General features: G+C 69.9%; 21 protein-coding genes. 19 read left to right on the forward strand and 2 right to left on the reverse strand.

The annotated features are described in order from the left end of the window. The first annotated feature begins 9 nt into the window (after nucleotides 1–9). The 10 genes from ACM14_RS04905 (at nucleotide 10) to ACM14_RS04950 (ending at nucleotide 11,650) form a co-directional block, all read left to right on the forward strand. Nucleotides 10–2,106, forward strand: coding sequence for a hydantoinase/oxoprolinase family protein (locus ACM14_RS04905; RefSeq protein ID WP_065345507.1), 2,097 nt, complete (start codon nucleotides 10–12; stop codon nucleotides 2,104–2,106). Next, nucleotides 2,103–3,893: a hydantoinase B/oxoprolinase family protein gene (locus tag ACM14_RS04910; protein WP_043822131.1), complete on the forward strand. Its 1,791-nt coding sequence runs from the start codon at nucleotides 2,103–2,105 to the stop codon at nucleotides 3,891–3,893. Before ACM14_RS04905 ends, ACM14_RS04910 begins: the two co-directional genes overlap by 4 nt. An 8-nt stretch (nucleotides 3,894–3,901) precedes the next feature. Then, nucleotides 3,902–4,267, forward strand: coding sequence for a hypothetical protein (locus tag ACM14_RS04915; RefSeq protein WP_065345581.1), 366 nt, complete (start codon nucleotides 3,902–3,904; stop codon nucleotides 4,265–4,267). Then, entirely contained in the window at nucleotides 4,264–5,349 is a 1,086-nt protein-coding gene (locus ACM14_RS04920; protein WP_065345508.1) for a GTP-binding protein, read from the forward strand. The genes ACM14_RS04915 and ACM14_RS04920 overlap by 4 nt, the downstream gene beginning before the upstream one ends. Before the next feature lie 46 nt (nucleotides 5,350–5,395). After that, the gene (locus ACM14_RS04925; RefSeq protein WP_012207426.1) at nucleotides 5,396–6,394 is read left to right on the forward strand and encodes a tripartite tricarboxylate transporter substrate binding protein; all 999 of its coding nucleotides are present in this window, start codon (nucleotides 5,396–5,398) and stop codon (nucleotides 6,392–6,394) included. 78 nt (nucleotides 6,395–6,472) lie between these two features. Beyond that, nucleotides 6,473–7,591: a porin gene (locus tag ACM14_RS04930; RefSeq protein ID WP_017405827.1), complete on the forward strand. Its 1,119-nt coding sequence runs from the start codon at nucleotides 6,473–6,475 to the stop codon at nucleotides 7,589–7,591. 131 nt (nucleotides 7,592–7,722) lie between these two features. Next, nucleotides 7,723–8,703, forward strand: coding sequence for a quinone oxidoreductase (locus ACM14_RS04935; RefSeq protein ID WP_065345509.1), 981 nt, complete (start codon nucleotides 7,723–7,725; stop codon nucleotides 8,701–8,703). Then, nucleotides 8,700–9,707, forward strand: a complete 1,008-nt coding sequence (locus ACM14_RS04940) for a LysR family transcriptional regulator (protein ID WP_065345510.1) — start codon at nucleotides 8,700–8,702, stop codon at nucleotides 9,705–9,707. The genes ACM14_RS04935 and ACM14_RS04940 overlap by 4 nt, the downstream gene beginning before the upstream one ends. Beyond that, the gene (locus ACM14_RS04945) at nucleotides 9,704–10,594 is read left to right on the forward strand and encodes a DMT family transporter (protein WP_065345511.1); all 891 of its coding nucleotides are present in this window, start codon (nucleotides 9,704–9,706) and stop codon (nucleotides 10,592–10,594) included. The genes ACM14_RS04940 and ACM14_RS04945 overlap by 4 nt, the downstream gene beginning before the upstream one ends. An 84-nt stretch (nucleotides 10,595–10,678) precedes the next feature. Beyond that, on the forward strand, nucleotides 10,679–11,650 hold the full coding sequence (locus ACM14_RS04950) for a LysR family transcriptional regulator (protein ID WP_065345512.1): 972 nt from the start codon (nucleotides 10,679–10,681) through the stop codon (nucleotides 11,648–11,650). A 62-nt stretch (nucleotides 11,651–11,712) separates the two neighbouring features. Here ACM14_RS04950 and ACM14_RS04955 read toward each other — a convergent pair whose 3' ends face one another. Beyond that, nucleotides 11,713–13,980, reverse strand: a complete 2,268-nt coding sequence (locus ACM14_RS04955) for a xanthine dehydrogenase family protein molybdopterin-binding subunit (protein WP_065345513.1) — start codon at nucleotides 13,978–13,980, stop codon at nucleotides 11,713–11,715. A gap of 14 nt (nucleotides 13,981–13,994) precedes the next feature. Continuing rightward, complete coding sequence (locus tag ACM14_RS04960) at nucleotides 13,995–14,468, reverse strand: (2Fe-2S)-binding protein (RefSeq protein ID WP_012207419.1); 474 nt, start codon at nucleotides 14,466–14,468, stop codon at nucleotides 13,995–13,997. A 252-nt stretch (nucleotides 14,469–14,720) separates the two neighbouring features. On the opposite strand from ACM14_RS04960, the gene ACM14_RS04965 reads away from it, so the two are divergent. The 9 genes from ACM14_RS04965 (at nucleotide 14,721) to ACM14_RS05005 (ending at nucleotide 25,177) form a co-directional block, all read left to right on the forward strand. Then, nucleotides 14,721–15,002, forward strand: coding sequence for a CopG family ribbon-helix-helix protein (locus ACM14_RS04965; RefSeq protein ID WP_065345514.1), 282 nt, complete (start codon nucleotides 14,721–14,723; stop codon nucleotides 15,000–15,002). Continuing rightward, the gene (locus ACM14_RS04970; protein WP_043822145.1) at nucleotides 14,999–15,283 is read left to right on the forward strand and encodes a type II toxin-antitoxin system mRNA interferase toxin, RelE/StbE family; all 285 of its coding nucleotides are present in this window, start codon (nucleotides 14,999–15,001) and stop codon (nucleotides 15,281–15,283) included. Before ACM14_RS04965 ends, ACM14_RS04970 begins: the two co-directional genes overlap by 4 nt. A gap of 69 nt (nucleotides 15,284–15,352) precedes the next feature. After that, a complete protein-coding gene (locus tag ACM14_RS04975) occupies nucleotides 15,353–16,201 on the forward strand; it encodes an AraC family transcriptional regulator (protein WP_065345515.1) in 849 nt (282 codons plus the stop codon). 106 nt (nucleotides 16,202–16,307) lie between these two features. Continuing rightward, nucleotides 16,308–18,509 (forward strand): TonB-dependent siderophore receptor, encoded by a 2,202-nt coding sequence (locus ACM14_RS04980; protein ID WP_065345516.1) that lies wholly within the window; start codon nucleotides 16,308–16,310, stop codon nucleotides 18,507–18,509. A 150-nt stretch (nucleotides 18,510–18,659) separates the two neighbouring features. Then, a complete protein-coding gene (locus ACM14_RS04985; RefSeq protein WP_065345517.1) occupies nucleotides 18,660–19,802 on the forward strand; it encodes an ABC transporter substrate-binding protein in 1,143 nt (380 codons plus the stop codon). 8 nt (nucleotides 19,803–19,810) lie between these two features. After that, entirely contained in the window at nucleotides 19,811–20,890 is a 1,080-nt protein-coding gene (locus ACM14_RS04990) for an iron ABC transporter permease (protein WP_065345582.1), read from the forward strand. Nucleotides 20,891–20,892: 2 nt separating this feature from the next. Then, entirely contained in the window at nucleotides 20,893–21,720 is an 828-nt protein-coding gene (locus tag ACM14_RS04995; protein WP_065345518.1) for an ABC transporter ATP-binding protein, read from the forward strand. After that, complete coding sequence (locus ACM14_RS05000; protein ID WP_065345519.1) at nucleotides 21,717–23,459, forward strand: ABC transporter ATP-binding protein; 1,743 nt, start codon at nucleotides 21,717–21,719, stop codon at nucleotides 23,457–23,459. The genes ACM14_RS04995 and ACM14_RS05000 overlap by 4 nt, the downstream gene beginning before the upstream one ends. After that, complete coding sequence (locus ACM14_RS05005; RefSeq protein WP_065345520.1) at nucleotides 23,456–25,177, forward strand: ABC transporter ATP-binding protein; 1,722 nt, start codon at nucleotides 23,456–23,458, stop codon at nucleotides 25,175–25,177. Before ACM14_RS05000 ends, ACM14_RS05005 begins: the two co-directional genes overlap by 4 nt. Nucleotides 25,178–25,179 lie beyond the last annotated feature (2 nt).

The raw sequence follows: 25,179 nt of genomic DNA on the forward strand, positions 1-25,179 counted from the left end.
GAGAAATTCATGGATAACCAACAAGCGATTTCGCAGCGGCCCCGGCTGCGCATTGCCGTCGATATCGGCGGCACCTTCACCGACATGGCGGCGTTCGACGAGGCCAGCGGCCAGCTGCTGTTCGGCAAGGCCCTGTCCACGCATGGCGAGCTGGTCAACGGCATCCAGGCCACGATAGACAGCGCGGGCATCGACTGGCGCGACGGCCATCTGTTCCTGCACGGCTCCACCATTGCCATCAACACGCTGCTGGAGCGCAACGGCGCCCACACCGCGCTGCTGATCACCGAGGGCTTTCGCGACATCTACGAGATCGGCCGCGTGAACCGGCCCGATGCCTACAACCTGTTCTTCAACAAGCACCAGCCGCTGGTGCGGCGCTCGCTGCGCCATGAGGTGTCCGAGCGCCTGCGCGCCGACGGCAGCCTGCACAAGCCGCTGGACGAGGCGGCCGTGCGCGAGCTGGCCCGCGAGCTGGCAGGGCAGGGCGTGGAGGCCGTGGCCGTGCTGCTGCTGCACTCCTACCGCAACCCGGCGCACGAGCAGCGCGTCAAGCAGATCCTGCAGGAAGAGATGCCGGGCGCCTTTGTCTGCGCCTCGCACGAGCTGTCGCAGGAGTACCGCGAGTTCGAGCGCGTGTCCACCGCCGTGGCCAATGCCTATGTGGGGCCGCGCGTGTCGCAGTACCTGGGCCAGCTGGAGAACCACCTGGGCGGCAAGGGCTTCGAGGGCGACTTCTACATCGTGCAGTCCACGGGCGGCCTGTTCCCGGTCGAGCATGCCAAGGTGGGCTGCGTGCGCATGCTCGAATCGGGTCCGGCGGCCGGCGTGATCGGCGCCCAGGCCATCTGTGCGCAATTGGGTATGGGCGACGCCATCGCCTTCGACATGGGCGGCACCACGGCCAAGGCCGGCGTGATCAGCGAAGGCCGGCCGCTGACCACGGGCTCGGCGCTGATCGGCGGCTACGAGCAGGCCCTGCCGATACAGATCCCGATGATGGACATCCACGAAGTGGGCACGGGCGGCGGCTCCATCGCCCGCGTGGAGACGGGCAACGCGCTGCGCGTGGGCCCGCAGAGCGCCGGCTCCATCCCCGGCCCCGTGGCCTATGGCCGTGGCGGGCTGGAGCCCACGGTGACCGACGCCAACCTGGTGCTGGGCCGGCTGGACGCGGAGCATTTCCTGGGCGGCGAGCTGCAGCTGGACATGGATGCCTGCCAGCGCCAGATGGCCGAGCGCGTGGCGACCCCGCTGGGTCTGGAGCCCACCGAGGCGGCCGACGGTATCCTGCGCATCGCCGTGACGCAGATGTCGCATGCCGTCAAGGCCGTGACCACCGAGCGCGGCCTGGATGCGGGCAGCTTCACCATGGTCGTCTACGGCGGCGCGGGTCCGCTGCACGCCTCGGCCATTGCGCGCGAGATCGGCATCCGCAAGGTGCTGATCCCCTATGCGCCCGGCTATTTCTCGGCCTACGGAATGCTGTTCTCCGACCTGCGCTACGACTACGTGCGCTCGGTGTTCCGCAAGCTGGGCGAGGTGTCCTTCGAGGAGATCGAGGCTGCCTACCAGAGCATGGAGGACGAGGGCCGCGCCGCGCTGGCGCAGTCCGGCATCGCGCCGGACGGCATCGTGATCGAGCGCGCCGCCGACATGCGCTACGTGGGCCAGGAGCATGCGGTGACCGTGGACCTGCCCATGGCCTTCTTCGAGGGACGGGACCGCTCGGCCATCAAGCGCCAGTTCGACGAGCTGCACAAGGTGCGCTACGGCACCTCGGCCCCGCAGGAGCCGGCCGACCTCGTGAGCCTGCGCGTCACCGTGCTGGGCACGATGAAGAAACCGCCCAGGCACAGCGTGGAGCGCGGCAGTGCCGAGCCCAGCCGTGCCTCCGTGCGCACGGTCAAGCCCGTCTATTTCCGCTCCAGCGGCTGGGTGGACACGCCGGTGCGTCTGCGCGAGCGCCTGCTGGCGGGCAACGAGATCGCGGGGCCCGCGCTGATCGAGGAACACGCATCCACCACCGTCGTGCAGCCCGGCGACCGGCTGCGCGTGGACGAACTGGGCAATCTGCAAATCGACATCGGGAGCGACCGCACATGAACCACCCCACTGACTCCAGGCCCGTCGATCCGGTCACGGTCGAGATCATCCGCAACGGCCTGTACGCCGTCACGGAGGAGATGAAGACCAACCTGACGCGCACGGCCTACAACCTCATCATCTACGAGGCGCTGGACTTCACGGTCGGCCTGTTCACGCGCGAGGGCGACACGGTGTCCATCGGCCTGGGCCTGCCCATGTTCATTCGCGGCATGTCGGAGACGGTCAAGGCCAAGATCCGCCACTTCGGCTACGAGAACATCCTGCCCGGCGACATCCTGGTCACCAACGATGCCTACACCACCGGCAGCCACCTGAACCACTTCACGTTCACCATGCCGGTGTTCCATGAGGGCCGGCTCGAAGGCTTCACCTGCTGCATGGCCCACTGGCTGGACGTGGGCGGCACGCTGGGCAACGTCACCACGGACATCTTCAGCGAAGGGATACAGATTCCCATCATGAAGTACCAGCGCCAGGGCGAGGTCAACCAGGACCTGATCGACATCATCGCGATGAACGTGCGCCTGGCCGAGCGGGCCCTGGGCGATCTGCGCGCGCAGATCACGGCCATCACCACGGGCGAGCGCCGCTATGTGGAACTGTTGCAGCGCTATGGCGTGGATGCGGTCAACGGCGCCATCGCGCAGATCATGGATTCCAGCGAGGCCGTGGCGCGCAAGAACACGCTGTCGATTCCCGATGGCGTGTACGAGGCCGAGTCCTTCATGGACGACGACGGGCTGGACATCGGCAAGCGCATTCCCATCCGCGTCAAGGTCACGGTGCAGGGCGACGAGATGACGGTGGACCTGTCGGATGTCTCCAAGCAGGTGCGCGGCTTCTACAACTCGGGCTTCACCACGGGCATCGCCTGCGCGCAGGTGGCCTACAAATGCCTCACCACGCCGACCGACTACCCGGTCAACGACGGGAGCTTTCGGCCGCTCAAGGTGATCATGCCCATGGGCACGGTGATCAGCGCCGAGAGGCCCTATCCCATGCGCGTGTGGATGACCTTCCCCATGACGGTGATCGACACCATCTTCAAGGCCCTGGCGCCCGCGATTCCCGACCGCTCCATCGCGGGCCACCATGCGGACCTGGTGTTTCCCAACATCCATGGCATCTCGCCCGAGGACGGGCGGCTGTTCATCGTCGGCATCGGCCCGCTGGGCGGCGGCTGGGGCGCCAAGAGCCGTGAGGATGGCGTGTCCGTGACCGTCTGCATCAATGACGGCGACACCCACAACAGCCCCACCGAGCAGCTCGAGGCCAAGTACCCGGTGCTGGTGGAGAAGTACGAGATCCGCCAGGACTCGGCCGGCGCGGGCCAGTACCGGGGCGGCCTGGGCGCGGAGATGGTGGTGCAGGCGCTGTCGCCCTTCACCGTCACCACGCGCATCGACCGCGTGCACTGCAAGCCCTGGGGCCTGGAGGGCGGCGGCGACGCCATGGGCAACGGCCTGGCCGTGCGCCACAAGGGCGAGTGGAAGACCGACCACGCCAACGCCAAGATCTTCAACGTGCGTCTGGAGCGCGGCGATGCCTACCGCATGCTGTCGGGCGGCGGCGGGGGCTTTGGCGACCCGCTGGCGCGCGAACTGGACAAGGTGGCCGAGGACGTGCGCGAAGGCTATGTGAGCGCCCAGGTGGCCCGCGAGGTCTACCGCGTGGCGCTGGATGGCCAGGGACAGGTGGACCACGAGGGCACGCAGGCGCTGCGCAGCGGCAGGTCTCCGTCGGCCGCAACGGCAACCTCAGCCGTTGCCTGGGACGGGCAGTGAGCACGGCCATGGCCTCCGACCACGCCCTGCAGGCCGGCCGGCTCTGGGACCTGTGGTGCGCCCTGGCGCTGCGCCATGTCGCCCTGGGCGGTGCCTGCGCCTGCGGGGCGGGCGGCATCAGCCTGCGGCTGGAGGACTTCGAGCTGGACATCGTGGACTACCTGCAGGACGGGGGCGAGCGCTGCGAGCAGCCCGAGGTGGCGACCTGGTTCCTTGCCCGGCCCGCAGCCGGGCAGGGCGCGCAGCCGCTGCGCGGCCTGCTCGATGCGCTGGGCTCGGACGAGGTGCCGCAGGCCGTGGCGCAGTGGGCGCTGGCGCGGCTGGAGCGCACGCTGCGCTCGTTCGCCGAGGTGCATGGTGGGGTGGCGTCATGAGCGGGCATTTCTCCAGCCTGCTGGCCCTGCCCGAAGCGGCGGGCCAGCGCATTCCGGTCACCGTGCTCACGGGCTTTCTGGGCAGCGGCAAGACCACGCTGCTCAACCGGCTGCTGGCGCTGCCGGACCTGCACGGGACGGCCGTCATCGTCAACGAGTTCGGTGCGGTCGGCATCGACCAGGACCTGACCAGCCTGGCCTGCGAGGACACGGTGCTGCTGGCCAATGGCTGCCTGTGCTGCAGCGTGCGCGGCGATCTGGTGGAGGCGCTGGAGCGCCTGGCCCTGCGCGAACAGGGCGCGCCGCGCCGCGTGCTGATCGAAACCAGCGGCCTCGCGGACCCGGGGCCGATACTGCGCTCCTTCCTGGGCGAGCCCGCCGTGCGGGCGCGCTATGCGCTGGCCGGCGTGGCCTGCACGGTCGATGCCGTGCTGGGCAGCGCCACGCTGGCAGGCTATCCCGAAGCCGTGCGGCAGCTGGCTGTGGCTGACCTGGTGCTGCTGACCAAGACAGATTTGCTGGGCGGCGCACAGCCCGCTGCGCAACTGCTGACCCAGGTGCAGGCCATCAACGGCGAGGCGCCGCAAGGCATGGACCCCGGCCACCATGTGGCGCTGCTGCAGCGGCTGATGTCGGAAGGCGCGACGGGGCAGCAGGACGCCGCTGCGGGCATGCTCCAGACGCCCGGCTACCGGGCCATGGCTCCGGTGACAGCTCCGGTGACAGCGCCGGCAGGCACGCACCGCGACGGCATCTCGTCCTTTGTGCTGCAGCGCGACGAGCCCCTGCCCGCGCAGGCGTTCGGCGAATGGATGGACTGGGTCACGGCCATGCGCGGCGATGACCTGCTGCGCGTCAAAGGCATCGTGCACCTGCAGGAGCACCCGGACCAGCCCCTGGTCATCCATGGCGTGCAGCACCTGTTCGCCCCGCCGCAGACGCTGCCCCGCTGGCCGGGTGCCGACCGGCGCACGCGCATCGTCTTCATCACGCGGGGGCTGGATGCCCAGGCCCTGGACGACACGCTGAGCGTGCTGGTGCGCAGGCACAGGCGGCGCGCGCCGAATCAGGACCCGGGCTGAGCCACGCAACGGCCGGCCCATTTTCAAAAGAAACAGGAGACAAAGCATGAAAACTCTGACACGGCTGAAGGGGCCGGTGCTGGGCGCCTTACTGGGTGCGCTGGCTGCCTTGCCCATCGCCAGCATGGCCTCGTCCAGTGCGCCCGCCGCCTTTCCCGAGCCGGGCAAGATGGTCAAGGTCATCGTCCCGTTCGTGGCGGGCGGCGGCGTGGACAGCGCCGCGCGCCTGTTTGCCGAGCAGTTGCGCAAGCAGCTGGGCACGACGGTCATCGTCGAGAACCGCGTGGGCGGCAGCGGCGTGGTGGGCGGCCGTGCAGTGCTGGCGGCTGCCCCGGATGGCTACACCCTGCTGTTCTCGGCCGCCACGCATGTGCTGGCCAAGCAGGTGCTGGCCCATCCGCCCTATGACCCGCAGACCGACTTTGTCCCCGTGGCGCGCGTGGGCGAGGCCCCGCTGATGCTGGTGATTTCGCCGCAGCTGCCCCACAGCAAGCTGGGCGAGGTGCTGGCCGCAGGCGCCAAGAGCACGTGGACGGCGGCCATTCCCGCCGTGGGCGCACCCAGCCACCTGGCCACGCTGCTGCTGGCCCAGCAGGGCCGCATGCGCCTCGAGTACGTGCCCTACAAGGGCACGCAACCCGCGTTGGTGGATGTGGGCGGCGGCCATGTGGACCTGCTGCTCGACTCCATGGTCTCCGTGCTGCCGTTGGCCAAGGCCGGCAAGGTGCGGCCGATTGCCATCACCTCCGGCAAGCGCAGCCCGCTGGCGCCCGAGGTGCCCACCATGCAGGAAAGTGGCCTGCCGCGGTTTGCCTACACGTCCTGGTACGGACTGTGGGCGCCCAAGGACACGCCTGCCGACCGGGTGCAGCGGCTGAACCAGGCCTCCAACGCGGCGGTGGCCGAGCTGGCCAGGTCCGGCGCCTTCGCGAGCCTGGGCATCGACACGGTTTCGGAGAGCACCGAGCAGTTCAAGCGCTTCATCGCCGCTGATGTGGCGCAGAGCGCCGCGCTGCTCAAAGGCGCGGGCTTCAAGCCCGAGTAGCCGGGCAGACCCCGGCACACGCCCGAGAAAAACAAAGAGCAAAGAGCAAAGCAAAGCAAAAAACCACAAGGAGACAACATGCAGGTTTTCATACGCCAGGCCCTGGCCGCCTCGCTGGGGCTGGCCGCCGCGCATGCGGGCGCGCAGTCCTCGGTATCGATCTCGGGCACCGTCGATGTGAGCGTCAGGCAGGTGCGCAACCAGGGCCTGGGAACGGTCACCTCGCAGGCCAGCGGCGCCAACTCCACCAGCAAGCTGGTATTGCGGGGGCAGGAGGACCTGGGCGACGGCCTGAGCGCGGGCTTCTACCTGGACGGCAGCCTGCTGGCCGACACCGGCGCCATGGGTGCCAGCGGCCCGTTCTGGGACCGGCGCTCCACGGTCAGCCTGGCCTCGCGGCAATGGGGCGAGCTGCGGCTGGGGCGGGACTGGGTACCCACGCACCTGGTGTGGAGCGGCTTCGATCCGTTTGCCACGCTGGGCATCGGCAGCGCCAATGGCTTTCGCTCGTTCACGGCTTCCCGCGCGCTGGGCCAGGCCTTCGGCACGGCGCCGGAGTCGCAGGCTGCCAATCCCACGCTGCGCGTGAGCAATGCGGTGGAGTATTTCCTGCCGGCCGGCCTGGGCGGGCTGCAGGGCGTGTCCGGCAGCCTGATCGCCACCCTGGGCGAGAAGGGCGCCACCGCGGCAGGCCAGACGCGCGGCAACGGCTTTCGGCTGGGCTGGGCGGGCGCGGGCTGGAACGTGGCGGGCGCGCAGTTCACCACGCGCAACACCCTGAGCGGCATCCATTTCAAGGACCAGAGCTACGGTGTCTCCTACGACTTCGGCTGGCTCAAGGCCAGCCTGGCCCAGCGCCGCTGGGTCCATGGCGTGGACCGCACGGTCAACACCCTGGTGGGCATGAGCGTTCCCGTGGGCAGCGGCGTGGTCAAGCTCAGCTACGTCAAGGCCGACCAGACGGGCGCAACGGCGGCGCAAAGCGCCAGCGATGCCGACCTGTGGGCGCTGGGCTATGTGCACTCGCTGTCGCGGCGCACGGCGCTGTACGCGCATGCGGCCCGCATGTCCAACCGCAATGGGGCGGCCTTCGCCATTGCCGGGGGTGCGGCAGTCAGCGGCAATCCGGCCGCGGCCAATTACTTTGGCGGGCGCGCCTCCACGGCCTTCGAGCTGGGCCTCCGGCACGACTTCTGACGGGCAGCGTGGGCTGCGTGCGCGCTGGCTCGTGGTCATTGCTGCACCCCATGCAGCAGTGAACTGCACGGCGGCCTATTGCTGCCGTCAATCGCTTCTTCTACGCTGCACTCATTTCACGGAGCAGCGAGATGAATCCATTGATCAAGGTCCGCATGGACGCCGCAGGCACCCCCGACGCCATGCGCCTGGAGCCGGTCGAGGTGCAGGCGCCCGGCCCCGGCCAGGTCTGGCTGGAGCAGACGGCCATCGGCGTGAACCCGCTGGACGTGAGCCAGCGCAAGGGCGCTGTCGCCATCGCCTTTCCCTCGGGCCTGGGGCTGGAGGGCGCGGGGCGGGTGGCCGCCGTGGGCGAGGGCGTGACGAATGTGGCCGTGGGCGAGCGCGTGGGCTACGCCACGGGGCCGCTGGGCGCCTATGCCAGCGCCCGCCTGTATCCGGCCGAGCGCCTGGTGAAGCTGCCCGATGCGCTGCCTGACGACGCGGCGGCGGCCGTGCTGTTCAAGGGCATCACGGCGCAGTACCTGCTCAAGACCACCCATGCCGTGGGCCCCGGCAGCCGCATCGTGATCTATGGCGCCGCCGGTGCGCTGGGCCAGTTGATGTGCGCCTGGGCCAGGCACCTGGGCGCCCTGGTGATCGGCGTGGTGTCCAAGGCAGCCAGCGTGGAGCGCGCGCGGGCGGCCGGCTGCGACGAGGTCTTCGTGTTCGATGCGGCCACGCTGCCGGGCCAGGTGCTGCAGGCCACCGGGGGCCTGAAGGCCGACGTGGTCTACGACCCCATCGGCCGCACGACGCTGGGCGCCTCGCTGGACTGCCTGCGCCCGCGCGGCCTGCTGGTGTCCTTCGGCGCGACCTCCGGCCTGCCCGATCCCATCTCGGTGGCCACGCTCAATGCCAAGGGCTCGCTGTTCCTCACGCGCCCCTCGCTGGCCGCGCACACGGCCACGGCGGCCGAGTACCAGGAGCGCGCACGGGACGTGCTGGCCGCCGTGGCGGCCGGCATCATCGTGCCCGGCGTCTGGCGCCGGTATGCGCTGGCGGAGGTGGCGCAGGCGCATGGCGATCTGGAGCAGGGACGCTCCCAAGGTGCGATCATCCTGACCTCATGAACCTTCTGGACAGCCAGCACGCCGATGAACTGGCGGCCCTGGTGGCGCTGCATGAACAAGGCTCCTTCGCTGCTGCGGGGCGGGCCTTGCTGCGCCATCCGTCCGTGCTGTCCAAACGCCTGAACGCGCTGGAGACCCGGCTGGGCGTGCGGCTGGCGGAGCGCAGCACACGCCATCTGCACCTGACCGACGAGGGCCTGCGCCTGGTGGACAAGGTGCGCCAGGCGGCCGGCCTGATTGCCGATGCCCAGAAGGAGGCCGCCCAGGGCGCCTCGCAGGCGCGGGGCCGGCTGCGGTTGTCGCTGCCGGCAGCGATGGGGCGGCGCTGGCTCAGCCCGCTGCTGGCGGAGTTTGCGCTGGCGCATCCGCAGATCGTGCTGGAGGTGGAGTATGCGGACCGCTTCGTGGACATCGTGGGCGAGCGCTTCGACGCGGCGGTGCGCATAGGCCGGCTGGCGGACAGCCGGCTCGTGGCCCTGCGGCTGGGCGGGCACCAGCGCATCCTGGGCGCCGCTCCCGCCTACCTGCAGGCCCACGGCACGCCGGCGCACCCCGAGGACCTGGCGGCGCACCGCTGCCTGGGCTTCACGGGGCTGCAATCGTTTCCGCAATGGGAGCTGGTGCACGGTGGCGCATCGGGCGATGTGCCGCAGGGCCAGGCCCGGCACACGGTGCTGGTGCGCGGCCCCATGGTCAGCAATGACAGCGAGGCCTTGCTCACGGCCGCCGTCATGGGCGTGGGCATTCTGGCCGGCGGCGACTGGCTGATGAGCGAGCACATGGCCGCAGGCCGGCTGGTGCGGGTGCTGCCGCAATGGCGCCTGGATGGCGCCTCGGGCATCTACTTCGTTCGGCCCTCGGCGGCGTTCAGCAGCGCGGCCATGACGGCGCTGCGCGACTGCCTGGTGCGGTGGTTTGCCACGCGCAGCCCCTGGCGCACGGGGCATGACACACTGGCGCCGCCCCAACCCCTGCCGCCGCCCTTTTCCGCATCCGCTCCATGACCCAAAAACCCTCGCCGCCCGCCATGGCGGCCGCCTTGCTTCCCTGGCTGTTCGTGCTGCTGTGGAGCACGGGCTTCATCGGCGCCAAGTTCGGCCTGCCCTATGTGGAGCCGCTGACCTTTCTGACGCTGCGCTATGCCATCGTCCTGGTGCTGATGGCGGCGGTGGCCCTGGTGCTGCGCGCGCCCTGGCCACGGTCGGCACGCCAGTGGCTGCACATTGGCGTGTCAGGGCTGTTCGTGCATGGCGTGTACCTGGCCGGCGTGTTCACGGCCATCGCCCACGGCCTGCCTTCGGGCGTGACGGCCCTGGTGGTGGGGCTGCAGCCCTTGATCACTGCGCTGGTGGCCGGCACCTTGCTGGGCGAGTCCGTGCGGCCCCGGCAGTGGGCCGGGCTGGCGCTGGGCTTCACGGGCGTGGCCCTGGTGGTGGCGGGCAAGATCGCCTCGGTGCCGGTCCATGCCCTGCTGGCCATGCTGGTGCCGGCCGTGGTGGCGCTGGCCGGCATCACGGCCGGCACGCTGTACCAGAAGCGGTTCTGTCCATCGTTTGATCTGCGCACGGGCTCGGTCATCCAGTACCTGCCCTGCCTGGTGGCGACGGGGGCGCTGGCCCTGGCCACGGAAACCATGCAGGTGCGCTGGAGCGGCGAGTTCCTGTTCGCGCTGGGCTGGCTGGTGCTGGTGCTGTCCGTGGGCGCGGTCAGCCTGCTCAACCTGCTGATACGCCGCGGCGGCGCCGTGCACGTGGCCAGCCTGTTCTACCTGACGCCGCCGGCCACGGCCCTGATCGCCTGGGCCATGTTCGGCGAGACGCTGGGCGGCCTGGCGCTGGCGGGCATGGCCTTGACGGCAGCCGGCGTGTGGCTGGCGCGCCAGGGGCGCTAGCTTGCCCCGCAAGCCGCGGGCAGGGCATGCGCAAAGGCGGGATACTGCGGCACTGTCAGCCCACGAATACCGGATTTCTGCACCATGCCCATCAATGAACTGCGCGCCATCGCCACCTTTGCCAAGGCGGTCGAGCTGGGCAGCCTGCGCCAGGCGGCGCTGTCCCAGGGCGTGAGCCCCCAGGCCGCCAGCCAGGCGGTGGCCCATCTGGAGCAGCACCTGGGCGTGCGCCTGCTGCACCGGACCACGCGCAGCCTGGCGCTGACCGAGGAGGGCCAGCGTTTCCTGCAGGACACCCAGCCGGCGCTGGCCGCGCTGGACCGCGCACTGAACCTGGCACGCGACAGCCGCGAGGGCATTGCGGGGCCGTTGCGCATCGTGGGCCCCAAGTCCTGCTTTGCGCCCGTGCTGATGCCGCTGCTCGATGAGTTCTGCCGCCTGCACCCGGGCATCGTCCCCGATGTGCGGCTGGACGACGGCATAGGCAACTGGGTGCTGGACCGGGTCGATGCGGGGTTTCGCATCGGCGCCTCGCCCGATGAAAGCGTGATCGGGCGGCGGCTGTTTCCCGTGCAGCTCATCGTCTGTGCGGCGCCGCAGTACCTGCAGCGCCATGGCGTGCCCCGGTCGCTGGACGAGCTGGCCGCGCACCGCTGCAGCATGTTCCGCCATGCGGCCACGGACACGGTGATGCCCTGGTACCTGCCGGTCGATGGCGAGCTCACGCACCGCTACCTGCAGCCGGCCCTGTCCACCAACGATGCCGAGCTGGAGCTGCATGCCGTGCTGGCCGGCCAGGTGCTGGGCCAGCTGTCCAACATCTGCGCGGCCGCGCACATCCGCGCGGGGCGCCTGGTGCCCGTGCTGCTGGAGCATGTCAGCGAGCACATCGGCCTGCATGTCTACTACGGCAGCCGCGACGCGCTGCCCCGGCGCGTGCGTGCCTTCATCGACCTGGCCGTGCAGCGGCTGCAGGACTGCCCGGACTATGTGCTGACCATGGAAGAACTGGAAAGGGCGGCGGCCACAGGTGCCGCCGCCCTTTCCGGGGGCTGACCGGGATCAGGTCCGGTCGTTCAGGCCAGCTCGATCACTCCAGCGCGATCACGCCAGATCGATCACGCCAGGTCGAACGGCAGCTTGCGCACGGGCTTGCCCGTGAGCTGCGCCACGGCGTTGGCGAAGGCCGGTGCCAGCGGCGGCAGGCCGGGCTCGCCCATGCCCGTCGGCGGCTCGGCGCTGGGCACGACGTGGACGGCGATCTCGGGCATGTCGGTGATGCGCGGCACGGCGAAGTCGCCGAAGTTGCTCTGCTCCACCACACCGTCCTTGAGCGTGATCGCCGCGCCGGGCAGGCACATGGACAGGCCCATCAGCGCCGCGCCCTGCACCTGCGCCTCGATGGTGCGCGGGTTCACGGCCAGGTTGCAGTGCACGCCGGCCGTGGCCTTGTGCAGCACCGGGCGGCCGTCCTTGACCGAGGCCTCCACCACATAGGCCACCACCGTGTCGAAGGACTCGTGCACGGCCACGCCCCAGGCGCGGCCCGCGCGCAGCTGGCGCTTGCCGTAGCCGCTCTTGTCCACGGCCAGCTGCAGGGCCAGGCGATGGCGCGGGTGCTTGTCGCCGAACATCTGCATGCGGTAGGCCACGGGGTCCTGGCGGCTGCTGCGCGCGATCTCGTCGATCAGCGTTTCCATGACGAAGGCCGTGTGGGTCGATCCCACGCTGCGCCACCACAGCACGGGCACGTTGACCTTGGGGTGGTGCACGGTCAGGCGCATGGGCAGCGGATAGGGCTCGCGCATGCCCTCCACGGCCGTGGCGTCGATGCCGTTCTTGATCATGCCGCCCTCGAACATGGTGCCCGCCGTGATGGACTGGCCCACGATGGCGTGGTCCCAGGCCAGCACCTTGCCGCGTTCGTCGAAGCCGATCTTCGCGCGGTGCAGGTGCATGGGGCGGTAGTAGCCGCCCTTGATGTCGTCCTCGCGGCTCCAGACCATGCGCACGGGAGCGTTCAGGCCGGCGCGGCGCGCGGCCAGCGCCACCTGGCAGGCCTCGACCACATAGTCGCTGGTGCCCACGCCCCGGCGGCCAAAGCCGCCGCCGGCCATCTGCACGTGCACGCGCACCTGCTCGGGCTTGAGGCCCAGCACGCGCGCGGCGGCCATGCCGTCCACGCCCGCGAACTGCGTGCCCAGGTAGAGGTCGGCACCCGCCTCGCCGGTCTCGCCCATCTGCACCGTGCAGTTGAGCGGCTCCATGGGCGCATGGGCCAGGTAGGGGAAGCTGAACTCGGCCTCGATATGGCGCGGCGCCTTGTCCAGCGCCGAGATGTCGGCGTCGAAGTGGCGCGCGCCGGGCTGCGCGGCCAGCTCGCGGTACTGGGCCAGCTGGCGTTCGCTGTCCACCTTCTCCACGGCGTCGGTGTTCCATTGCGCCTTCAGCGCCTCGCGGCCCTTGCGCGCAGGCCAGTAGCCGGTGGCGATCACGGCCACGCCTTCGCCGCCACCGTCCACGGGCACGCGCAGCACGGCCTTGACGCCGGGCACGGCACGCGCCGCAGCGTCGTCCAGCGAGGCCAGCTGTGCCTTGAACACGGGCGGGTGTGCAATCACCGCCGTCAGCTGGCCCGGCAGGTGCATGTCGATGCCGAAGCTCTGCTGGCCGCTGCTCTTGGCCCGGGCGTCGATGCGGCCCGTGGGCTTGCCGATCAGCCGGAAGTCCTTGGGATTCTTCAGCACGACGGTGGCCGGCACGGGCTGGGCCATGGCGGCCTGGGCCAGCTCGCCATACGACAGCTTCTTGCCGTTGGGGCCGAGCACGAAGCCCTCGCGCGTGCGCAGCGTGGCGGCGTCCACCTTCCACTGCGCGGCGGCGGCGGCCACCAGCATGGCGCGCGCACGGGCGCCCAGCTCGCGGTACTGGGTGTAGCTGTGCTTGAGGGCGGTGGAGCCGCCCGTCATCTGGATGCCGTAGCGCGGATCGGCATAGGCCGCATCGTTGCCGCCCAGGCGGGCGCGGACCTTGCTCCAGTCGGCGTCCAGCTCCTCGGCCAGCACCAGGGGCAGGGCGGTGTGCACGCCCTGGCCGAATTCCAGGCGGTTGATGGCCACGGTGACTTCGCCGCTGGGCGAGATCTCCACGAAGGAGGCGGGCTGCTCGGTGGGCTTGAGGCCGGCGGCCTCGCCCTTGCCCGGCGCCTGCGCCATGGCGGGAAACACGCCCAGGGCCAGCGAACCGGCACCGGCGATCTTGAGGAAGCTGCGGCGGGGGATCTGTGCAAGGGCTGGCGCGTCGGCGATGGCAGCAGCGGCCTCGCCACGGTCCAGGATGTGCTGCAGGGCGCGCGGCAGTTCGGCGGGGTTGAAGGTGGTCAGCATGCGGCGTTCTCCGTTCAGCCCAGGGTGCGCGCGGCATCGGCCACGGCCGTGCGGATGCGCGCATAGGTTCCACAGCGGCAGATGTTGCCGGCCATGGCCGCGTCTATCTCCTCGCCGCTGGGCTTCTTGCCCTTGGGCAGCGACTTGAGAAAGGCCGTGGCGCTCATGATCTGCCCGCTCTGGCAGTAGCCGCACTGGGCCACGTCGTGGCGCACCCAGGCATCGCGCACGGCGGTGCCCACGCGGTCGGAGCCCGAGGTCATGGCTTCGATGGTGGTGATCTTCTGGCCCGCGGCCGCCGAGATCGGCGTCACGCAGGAACGTATGGCCTGGCCATTCATGTGCACCGTGCAGGCGCCGCACAGCGCCGCGCCGCAGCCGAACTTGGTGCCGGTCATCTCCAGTGTGTCGCGCAGGGCCCACAGAATGGGCGTCTCGGGGTCCAGGTCCATGGAAACGGTCTTGCCGTTGATGGTGAGATCGGTCATCGCAGTCTCTCCTTGTTGTGGGTCAGTCAGGCAGGGGTGGGGTCCCCGCAGTAGTGTCGTGCGCAGCTGCGGCCCATGGAAGCCGGGCGCCGTCGAGGCGCGAATATAGAAAGAGGTCTTGCTTGCAACTAGTCCTGATTTGATTGATGCATTGGCAAGTGCAAGTTGCGAATGGGGCGGAGCGGTTGAGTCTCTGGAGTGTTTGGTACTGACGATGTATATACTTTGTTGGTATCTTCACAGGAGTGGATCATGCCCAAGGAAGCCGTTTTCACCATGAAACTGGAAGCCGAGCTGCGCGAAGACTTCATGGCCGAAGCCGCAGGCGAGGACCGGCCCGCATCCCAGGTCATGCGGGAGTTGATGCGCGACTACATTGAGCAGCGCCGCAAGGCGCGCGAATATGACGGCTATCTGCAGCGCAAAGTCGAGGAGGGACGCGCCTCCATGCGCGCTGGACTTGGCCGCTCGAATGAGGAAGTCGAGGCCGAGTTCGCTGCCCGGCGCAGTCAGGTTGCGGCAGACCGTGCGTGAAAGTCATCTGGACGCCGCAGGCGCAGCAGGATCGCGCCGATATCTGGGACTACATCGCAGCTGACAATCCTCGCGCAGCCTTGCGCATGGACCTTCTTTTCAGCGACGCAGCGGCCCGGTTGGCCGCGTATCCCAAGATGGGCAAAGCGGGCAGGATTGCCGGCACGCGCGAGCTGATCCCCCATGAAAGCTATCGCCTTGTCTATGAGATCGATGGCACGACGGTCTGGGTGCTGGCCCTGGTGCACACCGCGCGCCAGTGGCCGCCGTTGGAGGATTGACGAGGCGGTACAAGGTCTTGGCTGTTGAACGTATGATTTGAGAATAATTCTCATTCATAGATTTGCAACGTGTTCCAGTGGAATTCCAGATTCGACAACCAGCTGTGCCTGGCGGCCGGCTGCCGCATGACGCAGGAGTCTGTGGAGGTTCGCGCGCCGGTGTTCCAGGGCCTGCAGATCATCGTGGCCCTCAACAGCAAGGTGCAGGCCGGGGTCAACGGCCGTCTGATGGAGGTGTCCGATGCCGGGGTCTACCTGGTGCTGGCCACGGGCCTGCATGAGGGACTGGACCGCTATGAATCCCACAGCCTTCAGCGCTATGTGCGCATAGGCTTTGACGCCGAGGCGGCGGAGCGCCAGGGCTTCGGGCTCGATCTCATAGCGCGCAGTGGCCACCACTGCTTCAACGACAACGATCTGCTGGTATTGCGCCAGGGGCTGTCGGCCACGGCGCGTGCGCTGGCCACACAGATTCTGGTCTGCCCCTATCAGGGGCCCATGCGTGATCTGTTCCTCAATGCCAAGAGCCTGGAACTGTCGGCTGCCGTGCTCCAGCAGTGCCTGCCGGCGGCGGGCGCGCAGGGAGCAGGCGCCGAGCTGTCACGCGCCGATGTGGAGCGGCTTTGGCATGCGCGCGAGGTGGCCACGGCGCACGCTCGCAGTCCCCTGTCGCTGGCCGAGCTGGCGCGCGAGGCCGGCATCAACGAGCGCAAGCTCACGGCCGGCTTTCGCCAGCTGTTCGGCATGAGCGTGTTCGAGCACCTGCAGCAGCACAGGCTGGAGCAGGCCTACGGCCTGCTGACTTCGGGCGGCTGCTCGGTCACGCAGGTGGCGCTGGAGGTGGGCTACAGCATTGCGCATTTCTCGACGGCCTTTCGCAAGCGCTTCGGCATCGTGCCCAGCGAGTTGTTGCGCTGAGCCGTCTCCGGCTAGCGAAAGCCAAACTCCGGCCAGCGAAAGCGGCGAGCCTTCCTCTTGCCTACAGTCGAATGCAATTGATTTTCATTTGCTTCGAGAGGGTTGAATGTCGCTGCCAGATTCTGCGGACCGGGATGCCGGCCCGCCCCGTTTTTCCATCACATCGATCGCGCTGGCCGTCTGCGTCCTGGGCCCGTGCGCCCTGGCCCGGGCGGCCGAGGAAAGGCTGCCCGAGGTGCAGGTCACGGGCCAGGCGGTCAAGGACCGGCCCACCGAGCTGACGGGTGGCTACGCGGCCCCGGGCGTCTCGGTGGGAACCAAGCTGCCTGCCACGCTCAGAGAGACGCCGCATTCGGTCTCCGTCATCACGCGCCAGCAGATCGAGGACCAGAACCTGCACACGCTGGACGAGATCATGGCGCAGACCCCCGGCGTGACTGTGGACCTGTCGGGCACGGGCGTCATTCCGGCCTTCTATGCGCGCGGCTATCCCATCGAGTACTTCCAGTACGACGGCCTTCCCGTGCAGACAGGCGGCGCTTCCTGGAGCCAGCCTGACATGGTGATGTTCGACCATGTGGAGACGCTGCGCGGCGCTGCGGGCCTGTTCAATGGCGCGGGCCAGCCCGGCGGCGTGATCAATCTGGTGCGCAAGCGTCCCACGGGCGACCGGCGCTTCACGGGCTCGCTGGGCCTGGGCTCCTGGAATGCGGCCCGTGCCGAGATCGACTACAGCACCTCGCTGAACGCCGATGGGTCGGTGCGTGCCCGCCTGGCGGCCGCGCACGACCAGCGCGACTCCCATGTGCGCTATGCCAGCAGCCGGCGCGATTCGCTGTACGGCATCGTCGAGGCCGACCTGGGATCGGCCACCACCGTCTCCTTGGGCGCCGGCCACCAGACGCGCGACTGGGTGCCGCCCATGATGGGCGTGCCGCGCTACGCCGACGGCGGCGACCTGGGGCTGGCACGCAGCACCTTCCGGAGCACGCCCTGGACGCACTGGGACTTCGAGACCACCCAGGTCTTCGCCGACCTCAGCCATTCCATCAATGCCGACTGGCAGCTCAAGCTGGCGGCGGTCTCCGACCGCGAGTCCAGCGCGCTCAAGTACGCCTATGTCTCGGGCGCGGTGGACCGCGCCACGGGCCTGGGTCCCCGCCTGATGGGTGGCGCCAATGACTACGACAACGAACAGCTGTCGCTGGACGCCATGCTCAGCGGGGCCTGGCAGGCCTGGGGCCGGCGCCATGAGGTGGTGCTGGGCGCCAACTGGTACGACCGCGACGCGCGCTCGCAAGGCGGCAGCCTCCCGGGCTTTGGCGGCATTCCCGTCAATGTGTTCGACTTCGACCCGGCCGCCTACGCCGATCCGGGCGCCGTGCAGTGGACATCGGACTCGCGATCGCGCACGCGCCAGTACGGCATCTATGGCGCCGCGCGGCTGAAGCTGGCCGATCCGCTGACCCTGCTGCTGGGGGGGCGCTGGAGCTGGTGGCGCACCGACTCCGTCAACCAGCGCACGGGCGCGCAGACGGCGGACTACCGGCAGGACGGCCGCTTCACGCCCTACGCGGGCCTGGTCTTCGATCTGGACTCCCGCTGGTCGCTCTACACCAGCTATGCCGACATCTTCCGCGTGCAGAGCAACTACCGGGGCGAGGATGGCGGCGGACTGCCGCCCGTGGTCGGCGCCAACTACGAGGCCGGCATCAAGGGCTCGCTCAACGATGGCCGGCTGCAGGTGGCGCTGGCGGCCTTCCGCATCGTGGAGAGCAACCGCGCCGTGGCCGTGTCGCCCGTCATCGTGGACAGCTGCTGCTACGCCGCGCAGGGCAAGGTGCAGAGCCAGGGCTTCGACGCCGAGCTGGCGGGACAGATCGCCCCGGGCTGGCAGGCCATGGCCGGCTACACCTACAACACCAGCGAATACAAGCGCGATCCCAGCTATCAGGGCCAGTCCTTCAGGACCTTCAGCCCCCGGCATCTGCTGCGGCTGTGGACCACATACCGGCTGCCGGGCGCGCTCAACGCCTGGGATGTGGGCGGCGGCATCAACGTCCAAAGCGGCACCTACAGCGAGGGCGGCAAGCCCCTTGTTCGAGCCACCCAGGGCGGCTACGCCACGGCCAGCCTGCGCGTGGGCTACCGCATCAGCCCGCAGTGGAGTGCGGCGCTGAACGTCAGCAATCTGTTCGATCGCAGCTACTACACGCGCCTGGGCAGCGGCGGATTCGGGCCGGCCAACTTCGGCAATGTCTATGGCGAGCCGCGCAATGTGCAGGTGAGCTTGCGCGGCCGGTTTTGACCCCCTGAGCCGCTTTGCGGCGTCCCCCTGAGGGGGCGGCAGCCCCGCTGCGGGGCGTTGCGGCCGGCTCAGGCTCTTGCTTGCTGTCCCAGGCTTTGGGGCGCGCCGGTTGCATTGGATGTGCCGATAACGACTGAGAGAAGAAAACAGATGCAAATACAGACAGGAATGCGGCGCGGGTTGCGCGCTGCGGTGGCGGCGCTGGCGCTTTGGAGTGGGCTGGCCCAGGCCTTGACCGTGACGGACATGGCGGGGCGCAGCGTGCAGGTGCCGGACCGCGTGCAGCGCGTGCTGTTGGGCGAGGGGCGCATGGTCTACACCATGGCCCTGCTGGAAGGCCGGCAGGCGGTGGAGCGCGTGGCGGGTTGGCAGGGGGATTTCCGCCTGCTCTATACCCAGGGCTATGCGGCTTTCTCCAAGGCCTTTCCTGCCATGGAGAAACTGCCGCTGGTAGGCGGCGCCACGCCCGAAAGTTTCAACGTGGAACAGGCCCTGGCCGTGCGTCCCGACGTGGCCTTCATGGCCGTCTCGGGCGGTCACGGGCCCGCGCCCGACAGCGAGGCCGTGCGCCAGCTGCAGGCGGCGGGCGTGCCTGTGGTCTTTGTGGATTTCAGCCAGCATCCGCTGACCCATACCGTGCCCAGCCTGCGCCTGATGGGCCAGGTGCTGGGCCGCCAGCAGCGCGCCGAGGACTTCATCGCCTTCTACGAGCAGCGCATCGAGCGCGTGCGCCAGCGTGTCGCGGCGGCGCGCAGGAAGGACGGATTCCAGCGGCCCGCCATCTTCATCGACATGCTGGCCGGTCTGCGCGACTGCTGCGGCTCGCCGGGCAAGGGCAATTTCGGGGAAATGGTGGAGCTGGCCGGTGGCGACAACATCGGCGCCGGCCGCATTCCCGGTCCCATCGGTACGCTGAACCTCGAATATGTGCTGTCGCGCGATCCTGCCGTCTATGTGGCCACGGGCGTCTTCGCCAGTGGCCAGGGCGGCGTGACGCTGGGCTACCAGGCCACGCCTGCCCAGGCGCAGGCCAGCCTGGCGACGGTGGCGCAGCGTGCCCAAACGCGCGAGCTGTCCGCCGTCCGAAAGGGGCGCGTGCACGGCCTGTGGCACATCTTCTACGACTCGCCAGAGCATGTGATTGCCGTCGAGGCGCTGGCCAAGTGGCTGCATCCCGAACTCTTTGCCGACATCGACCCGCTGCGCACGCGGCGTGAGCTGTACGAGCGCTTCATGCCGATTCCGATGACCGGCGTGCTGCTGACCGACCTGCCTTCCGGGGCCGGCCGATGAGCGCGGCCATGGAGGCCAGTGCCGTGGCGGCAGAGACGGGCGCTGCGGCGGCCGGTGCCGCGCAGCGCTACCGCCGCCGCCATGCCCGCCACGGGCTGGTGCTGGCGCTGCTGGCCCTGGCGCTGCTGGCCAGCCTGGCACTGGACGTGGCCACCGGCCCGTCGGGCATGGGGCTGGCACGGCTGTGGCAGGTGCTGGGCGATCCGGGCAGCGTGTCGCGCGTGGAGGCCGTCATCGTCTGGAACGTGCGCCTGCCCTATGCGCTGATGGCCGTGCTGGTGGGTGCGGCGCTGGCGCTGGCTGGCGCGGAGATGCAGACCGTGCTGGCCAATGCGCTGGCCAGCCCGTTCACGCTGGGCGTGTCGGCGGCCGCCGCCTTTGGCGCGGCCCTGGCCATCGTGCTGGGACTGGGCGTGCCGGGCGTGCCGGCGCAGTACGTGGTGTCTCTCAACGCCTTCCTCTTCGCGCTGCTGTCGGTGGGCCTGCTGTACGGGCTGGCCATGTGGCGCGGATTTGGCGTGCAAAGCCTGGTGCTGTTCGGCATCGCCCTGGTGTTCAGCTTCAACGCCCTGGTGGCACTGCTGCAGTTCGTGGCCGACCAGAACACCTTGCAGCAGCTGGTCTTCTGGACCCTGGGCAGCCTGGCACGCGCCTCCTGGGACCGGATTGCCGTCATGGCCGCCGTGCTGGCGCTGTGCCTGCCCTGGTCCTGGAGCCAGAGCTGGTCGCTGACCGCGCTCACGCTGGGCGAGGACCGCGCGCGCAGCCTGGGCGTGCCGGTCACGGCGCTGAGAGGCTGGGCGCTGCTGCGCATCAGCCTGCTGTCGGGCGTGGCCGTCTCCTTCGTGGGCACCATAGGATTCGTGGGGCTGATCGCACCGCACATCGCGCGCATGCTGGTGGGCGACGACCACCGCGTGCTGCTGCCGGCCTCGGCGCTGGCGGGGGCACTGATCCTGTCCATGGCCTCGGTGGCCAGCAAGACGCTGATCGAGGGCGTGCTGGTGCCCGTGGGCATCGTGACCTCGCTGGTGGGCATTCCCTTTTTCATGGCCATCGTTGCCCGCACGGGCCGGCAGGAGCGCTGAGCATGCCATTCCGCAACGCGCTGCATGTCAGCGATGTGCACATGGGCTATGGCGCAGCTCCCGTGCTGCGCGGTGCCACTCTGGGGCCCTTGGCTGCGGGTTCGGTCAACGCGCTGGTGGGGCCCAATGGCGCAGGCAAATCCACGCTGCTGCGCGGCATTGCAGGCTTGCAGCGCATGCGCGGCGAGGTGCGCCTGGGCACGGCGCTGCTGTCTTCCCAGCCGCCGTTGCAGCCCGCGCGCCAGGTGGTCTATGTGCCCCAAAGCCTGCCCGAACGCTCGCGACTGGCGGTGTTCGAGTCCGTGCTCAGCGCGGCCATGGCCGGCGAGCCCGCACAGGCGGCCCGTGGTTGGCCGTTGGTCGGCACGCATGAGGCCGAGACCGCCGTGGAGCAGGTGCTGCAGCGCCTGGAGCTGACGGCCCTGGCCGACCGGCCGCTGGCTGCGCTGTCGGGTGGCCAGCGCCAGATGGTGGGTCTGGCCCAGGCCCTGGTGCGCCGTCCGCGCCTGCTGCTGCTCGACGAGCCGACCAGCGCCCTGGACCTCTACCACCAGCACCGCGTGCTGGACGTGGTGACCGAGATCGCACACGAGCGGCAACTGGTGGTGCTGGCCGTGCTGCACGACATCAACCTGGCCATGGGCTGGGCAGACCGGATCATGGTGCTGGACCAGGGCCGCGTGGTGCGTGCCGGCAGCCCCGTCGAGGTGGTGGACAGCGCCCTGCTGCACGAGGTCTACCGCGTGCAGGCTGTCGTGGAAACGGTCAACGGCCGGCGTCTGGTCGCCGTGAGGCACGCGCTGGGCGGCCGTGGGCAGGAGCCGTCATGAGCACCTCGCTGGAACGTTGGATGGTGTCGCGCTCGCGCGCGCAGCTGGCGGCCACGGTGGCCTGCGGGCTGCTGGCCCAGGCCATGCTGGTGGTGCACGCGCTGTGCCTTGCTCGACTGCTGGCCCAGGCCATGGAGGGGGCGTCGCTGCATCCCTGGCTGGCGATCGGTCTGGCGGCCCTGGTGCTGCGCGGCGTCCTGGTGTGGCTGGAAGAGTGGTGGGCGCAGCAGGTGGGCATGCGCACGCGCGCCGTGCTGCGCGAACGCCTGCTGGCCCGGTTGATGCGCCTGGGGCCGGCCTGGGCTGCGGCCCGCCCCACGGGCGAGCTGCAGGCCACGCTGGTTGCGGCTGTCGATGCCGTGCAGGTCCATGCCAGCCGCCATGTTCCCAGCCTGCTGGGAGCCGTGCTCGGCTGCGCGCTGGCGCTGGGCGCCCTGGCCTGGGTGGACGCGGGCTGCGCGCTGCTGCTGGCCGTGTTCGTGCTGGGCCAGCCGCTGCTGGACCGGCTGTGGCTGCGCCGGCACATGCCCGGGGCCAGCGGCGTCATGGCGGCCCTGGCTGCCTTTGGGGCGCAGCTGCTGGACAGCCTGCGCGGCATGGAGACCCTTTGGGCCTTTGGCGCCTCGGCGCGTTGGCGCATGCGTCTGGCCGAACAGGCCGCCCGCCTGCGTGCCGAGTCCATGCACACGCTGCGCGCCACCTTGCTGCGCACCGGCCTGACGCGGTTCGTTGGCCTGGCCGGCATGGCCAGTGTCCTGGGGTGGGGCAGCTGGCAACTGGGCCAGGGCCGGCTGGATGCGGCATCGCTGCTGGCCGTGCTGCTGCTGTCGCGTGAGGCCTTCAGGCCGCTGGAGCGGCTGGAGAAAGCCTTTCATGCGGCCTGGGCCGCGCGCGACGGCCTGCATGCCATCGACGCGCTGCTGCACGCGCCGCTGCCCGTGCCTGAGCCGCAGCGGCCCGGGCCTGCTCCTGCAGACGGCCGCATCTCGCTGAGTGGGGTGTGCTTTGCCCATGACCAGGGGCAGGAGCCGGGGCGGCCCGAGGTGCTGCGCGGGCTGGACCTGGATATCGCCGATGGTGAATGGGTGGCGCTGGTGGGGCCTTCGGGCGTCGGCAAGTCCACGCTGCTGTCGCTGCTGTGGCGCGCCGCCGATCCCCGGCGCGGCATGGTCTGCCTGGGCGGCCGGGACCTGCGGGAGCTGAGCCTGGCGCAGTTGCGCTCCAGGGTCGCCCTGGTCGCCCAGGACACGCTGCTGTTCAGCGGCAGCCTGGAGGACAACCTGCGCATGGCCAGCCCCCAGGCCTGCCTCCGCGACATCGAGGCTGTCCTGCGTGATGTGCAACTGGCCGATCTGGTGGACAGCCTGCCCCAAGGCCTGCAGACCGAGGTGGGCGAATTCGGCGCGCACCTGTCGGGCGGGCAGCGCCAGCGGCTGGCCCTGGCGCGTGCGTTGCTGAGGCGTGCGCCCGTGCTGCTGCTGGACGAGCCCACATCCAGCGCAGATCCACGCACGGAGCAGGCCTTGCTGCAGGTGTTGCGGCCATTGCGGGGCCGCCGCACTCTCGTCATGGCCGCGCACCGCCTGGAGACGGCGCGCGAGGCGGACCGCATCGTGGTATTGGAAAACGGCCGGGTGGCCGAACAGGGCACGCACGATGATCTGCTGCGCCGCGGCGGCCGCTATGCACGGCTCTGGGCGGCGTCGCAGGCCAAGAGGACGACGGAGGAGGCCGCATGATCCGCGATGAATCCCGCAGCTGGGCCGGCCTGCTGGCGCCGGTGGCGTCGCACAAGCGCCTGCTGGCAGCGGCGTTGCTGGCCGCCGCACTGGCGCAGGCTACCGTGGTCGGCGCCTGGGTGCTGGCTGCCTGGATTGCCGGACAGGCCGCCATGGGCGCGCCGTGGACTGCGCTGCAACCGGCACTGGGCGCATTGGCCTTGACGGCGCTGGTGGCCGCGCTCAGCCAATGGTGGCAGACCCATGCCTCCCATGCGCTGGCGTTTGCGTTGATAGAAACACTGCAGCTGGGCATCTACGACGGGCTGGAGCGGGGCGCAGGCCATGCGGCCGGCCCGCAGCGCAGCGGCGACATCGCCGCCACGGCCACGGCCGATGCCGAGCTGATGGAGCACTTCTACGCCCACATGCTGGGCGAGCTGTCCGGCGCCCTGTGCGTGCCGCTGGCGGCGCTGGGCCTGCTGGCCTGGCTGCATCCGCTGCTCGCCCTGGCCTGGCTGCCCTTTGTTGCCTTGCCGGTGCTGCTGTCCTGGTGGCTGGCCGGCAAGGCGCAGCGGCAGGCCAGGACGCTGGCAGCGGCCCAGGGCGAACTCAATGCCGATGTGGTGGAAGGCCTGCGCGGACTGCGTGAACTGGCGCTGCTGGAGGCCGGCCCGCGCTGGCTGGCACGCATGCGTGCCAAGGCTGCCGCTCTGTCCCCGCAGGTGCGCAGGCATGCGTCGCTTGCTGCGGGCCAACTGGCCACCGCGGACCCGTTGCCGGCCGTGTCGGCCCTGGCAATGGCTGCCGTGGCCGCTTGGCTGCTGGACCAGGGAAACATCGACGCCGCTTGGCTGCCCGCCGTGGTGGTACTGGCCGGCATGGCGCTGGCGCCGCTGGCCGAAGTGGCGCAGGCCGCGCGCAGGCTGGGCGATGTGAAGGCTGGTGCCGACCGCATCGTGCAACTGCTGCGCCAGCCCCGGCGCATTGCGGACAGCGGAACCCGTGAGGCGCCGGCCACGGCGTCGCTGGACTTCTGCGGTGTGCATTGGCAGCGTGGCGGCGTACCCGTGCTGCGCGGACTGGACCTGTCCCTGCGGTCTGGCGAAATGGTGGCCCTGGCCGGTGCGTCCGGCGCCGGCAAAAGCAGCTGTGTGCAGCTGTTGCAACGCCTGGGCGAGCCCGACGCCGGCAGCCTGCGAATGGGCGGCATGGACATCCGTGAATTGCCGCTGGCCGTGCTGCGGCAGCAACTTGCCGTGGTCCGCCAGGAGGCGCATTTGTTCGACATCTCCATCGCCGACAACATCCGCCTGGGCCGGCCTGACGCCAGCGATGACGAGGTACAGCAGGCCGCCATGCTGGCGCAGGCCCATGGCTTCATCAGCGGGCTGCCGCAAGGCCATGCCACGCGCTGTGGCGAACAAGGCATGCGCCTTTCGGGTGGCCAGCGCCAGCGCATCGCCCTGGCGCGCGCGCTGCTGACCGGTGCCCCCGTGCTGGTGCTGGACGAGGCTTCCTCCCATCTCGACAGCGAAAGCGAACAAGCCCTGCTGCGTGCGCTGGACGCCTTGCGCGAGCACCGTACCGTGCTGCTCATCGCCCACCGGCCCGCCATGCTGGCCCGCGCGGACCGCGTGGTCCTGCTGGAGGGCGGCCGCATCGTGGAGCAGGGCACCCACCGGGAGTTGCTCGCGCTCCAGGGCGCCTATGCCAGCCTGATGGCGGCGGATGGCTGATC

Source organism: Delftia sp. JD2, from assembly GCF_001682645.1.
Classification (GTDB): Bacteria; Pseudomonadota; Gammaproteobacteria; order Burkholderiales; family Burkholderiaceae_C; genus Comamonas; species Comamonas acidovorans.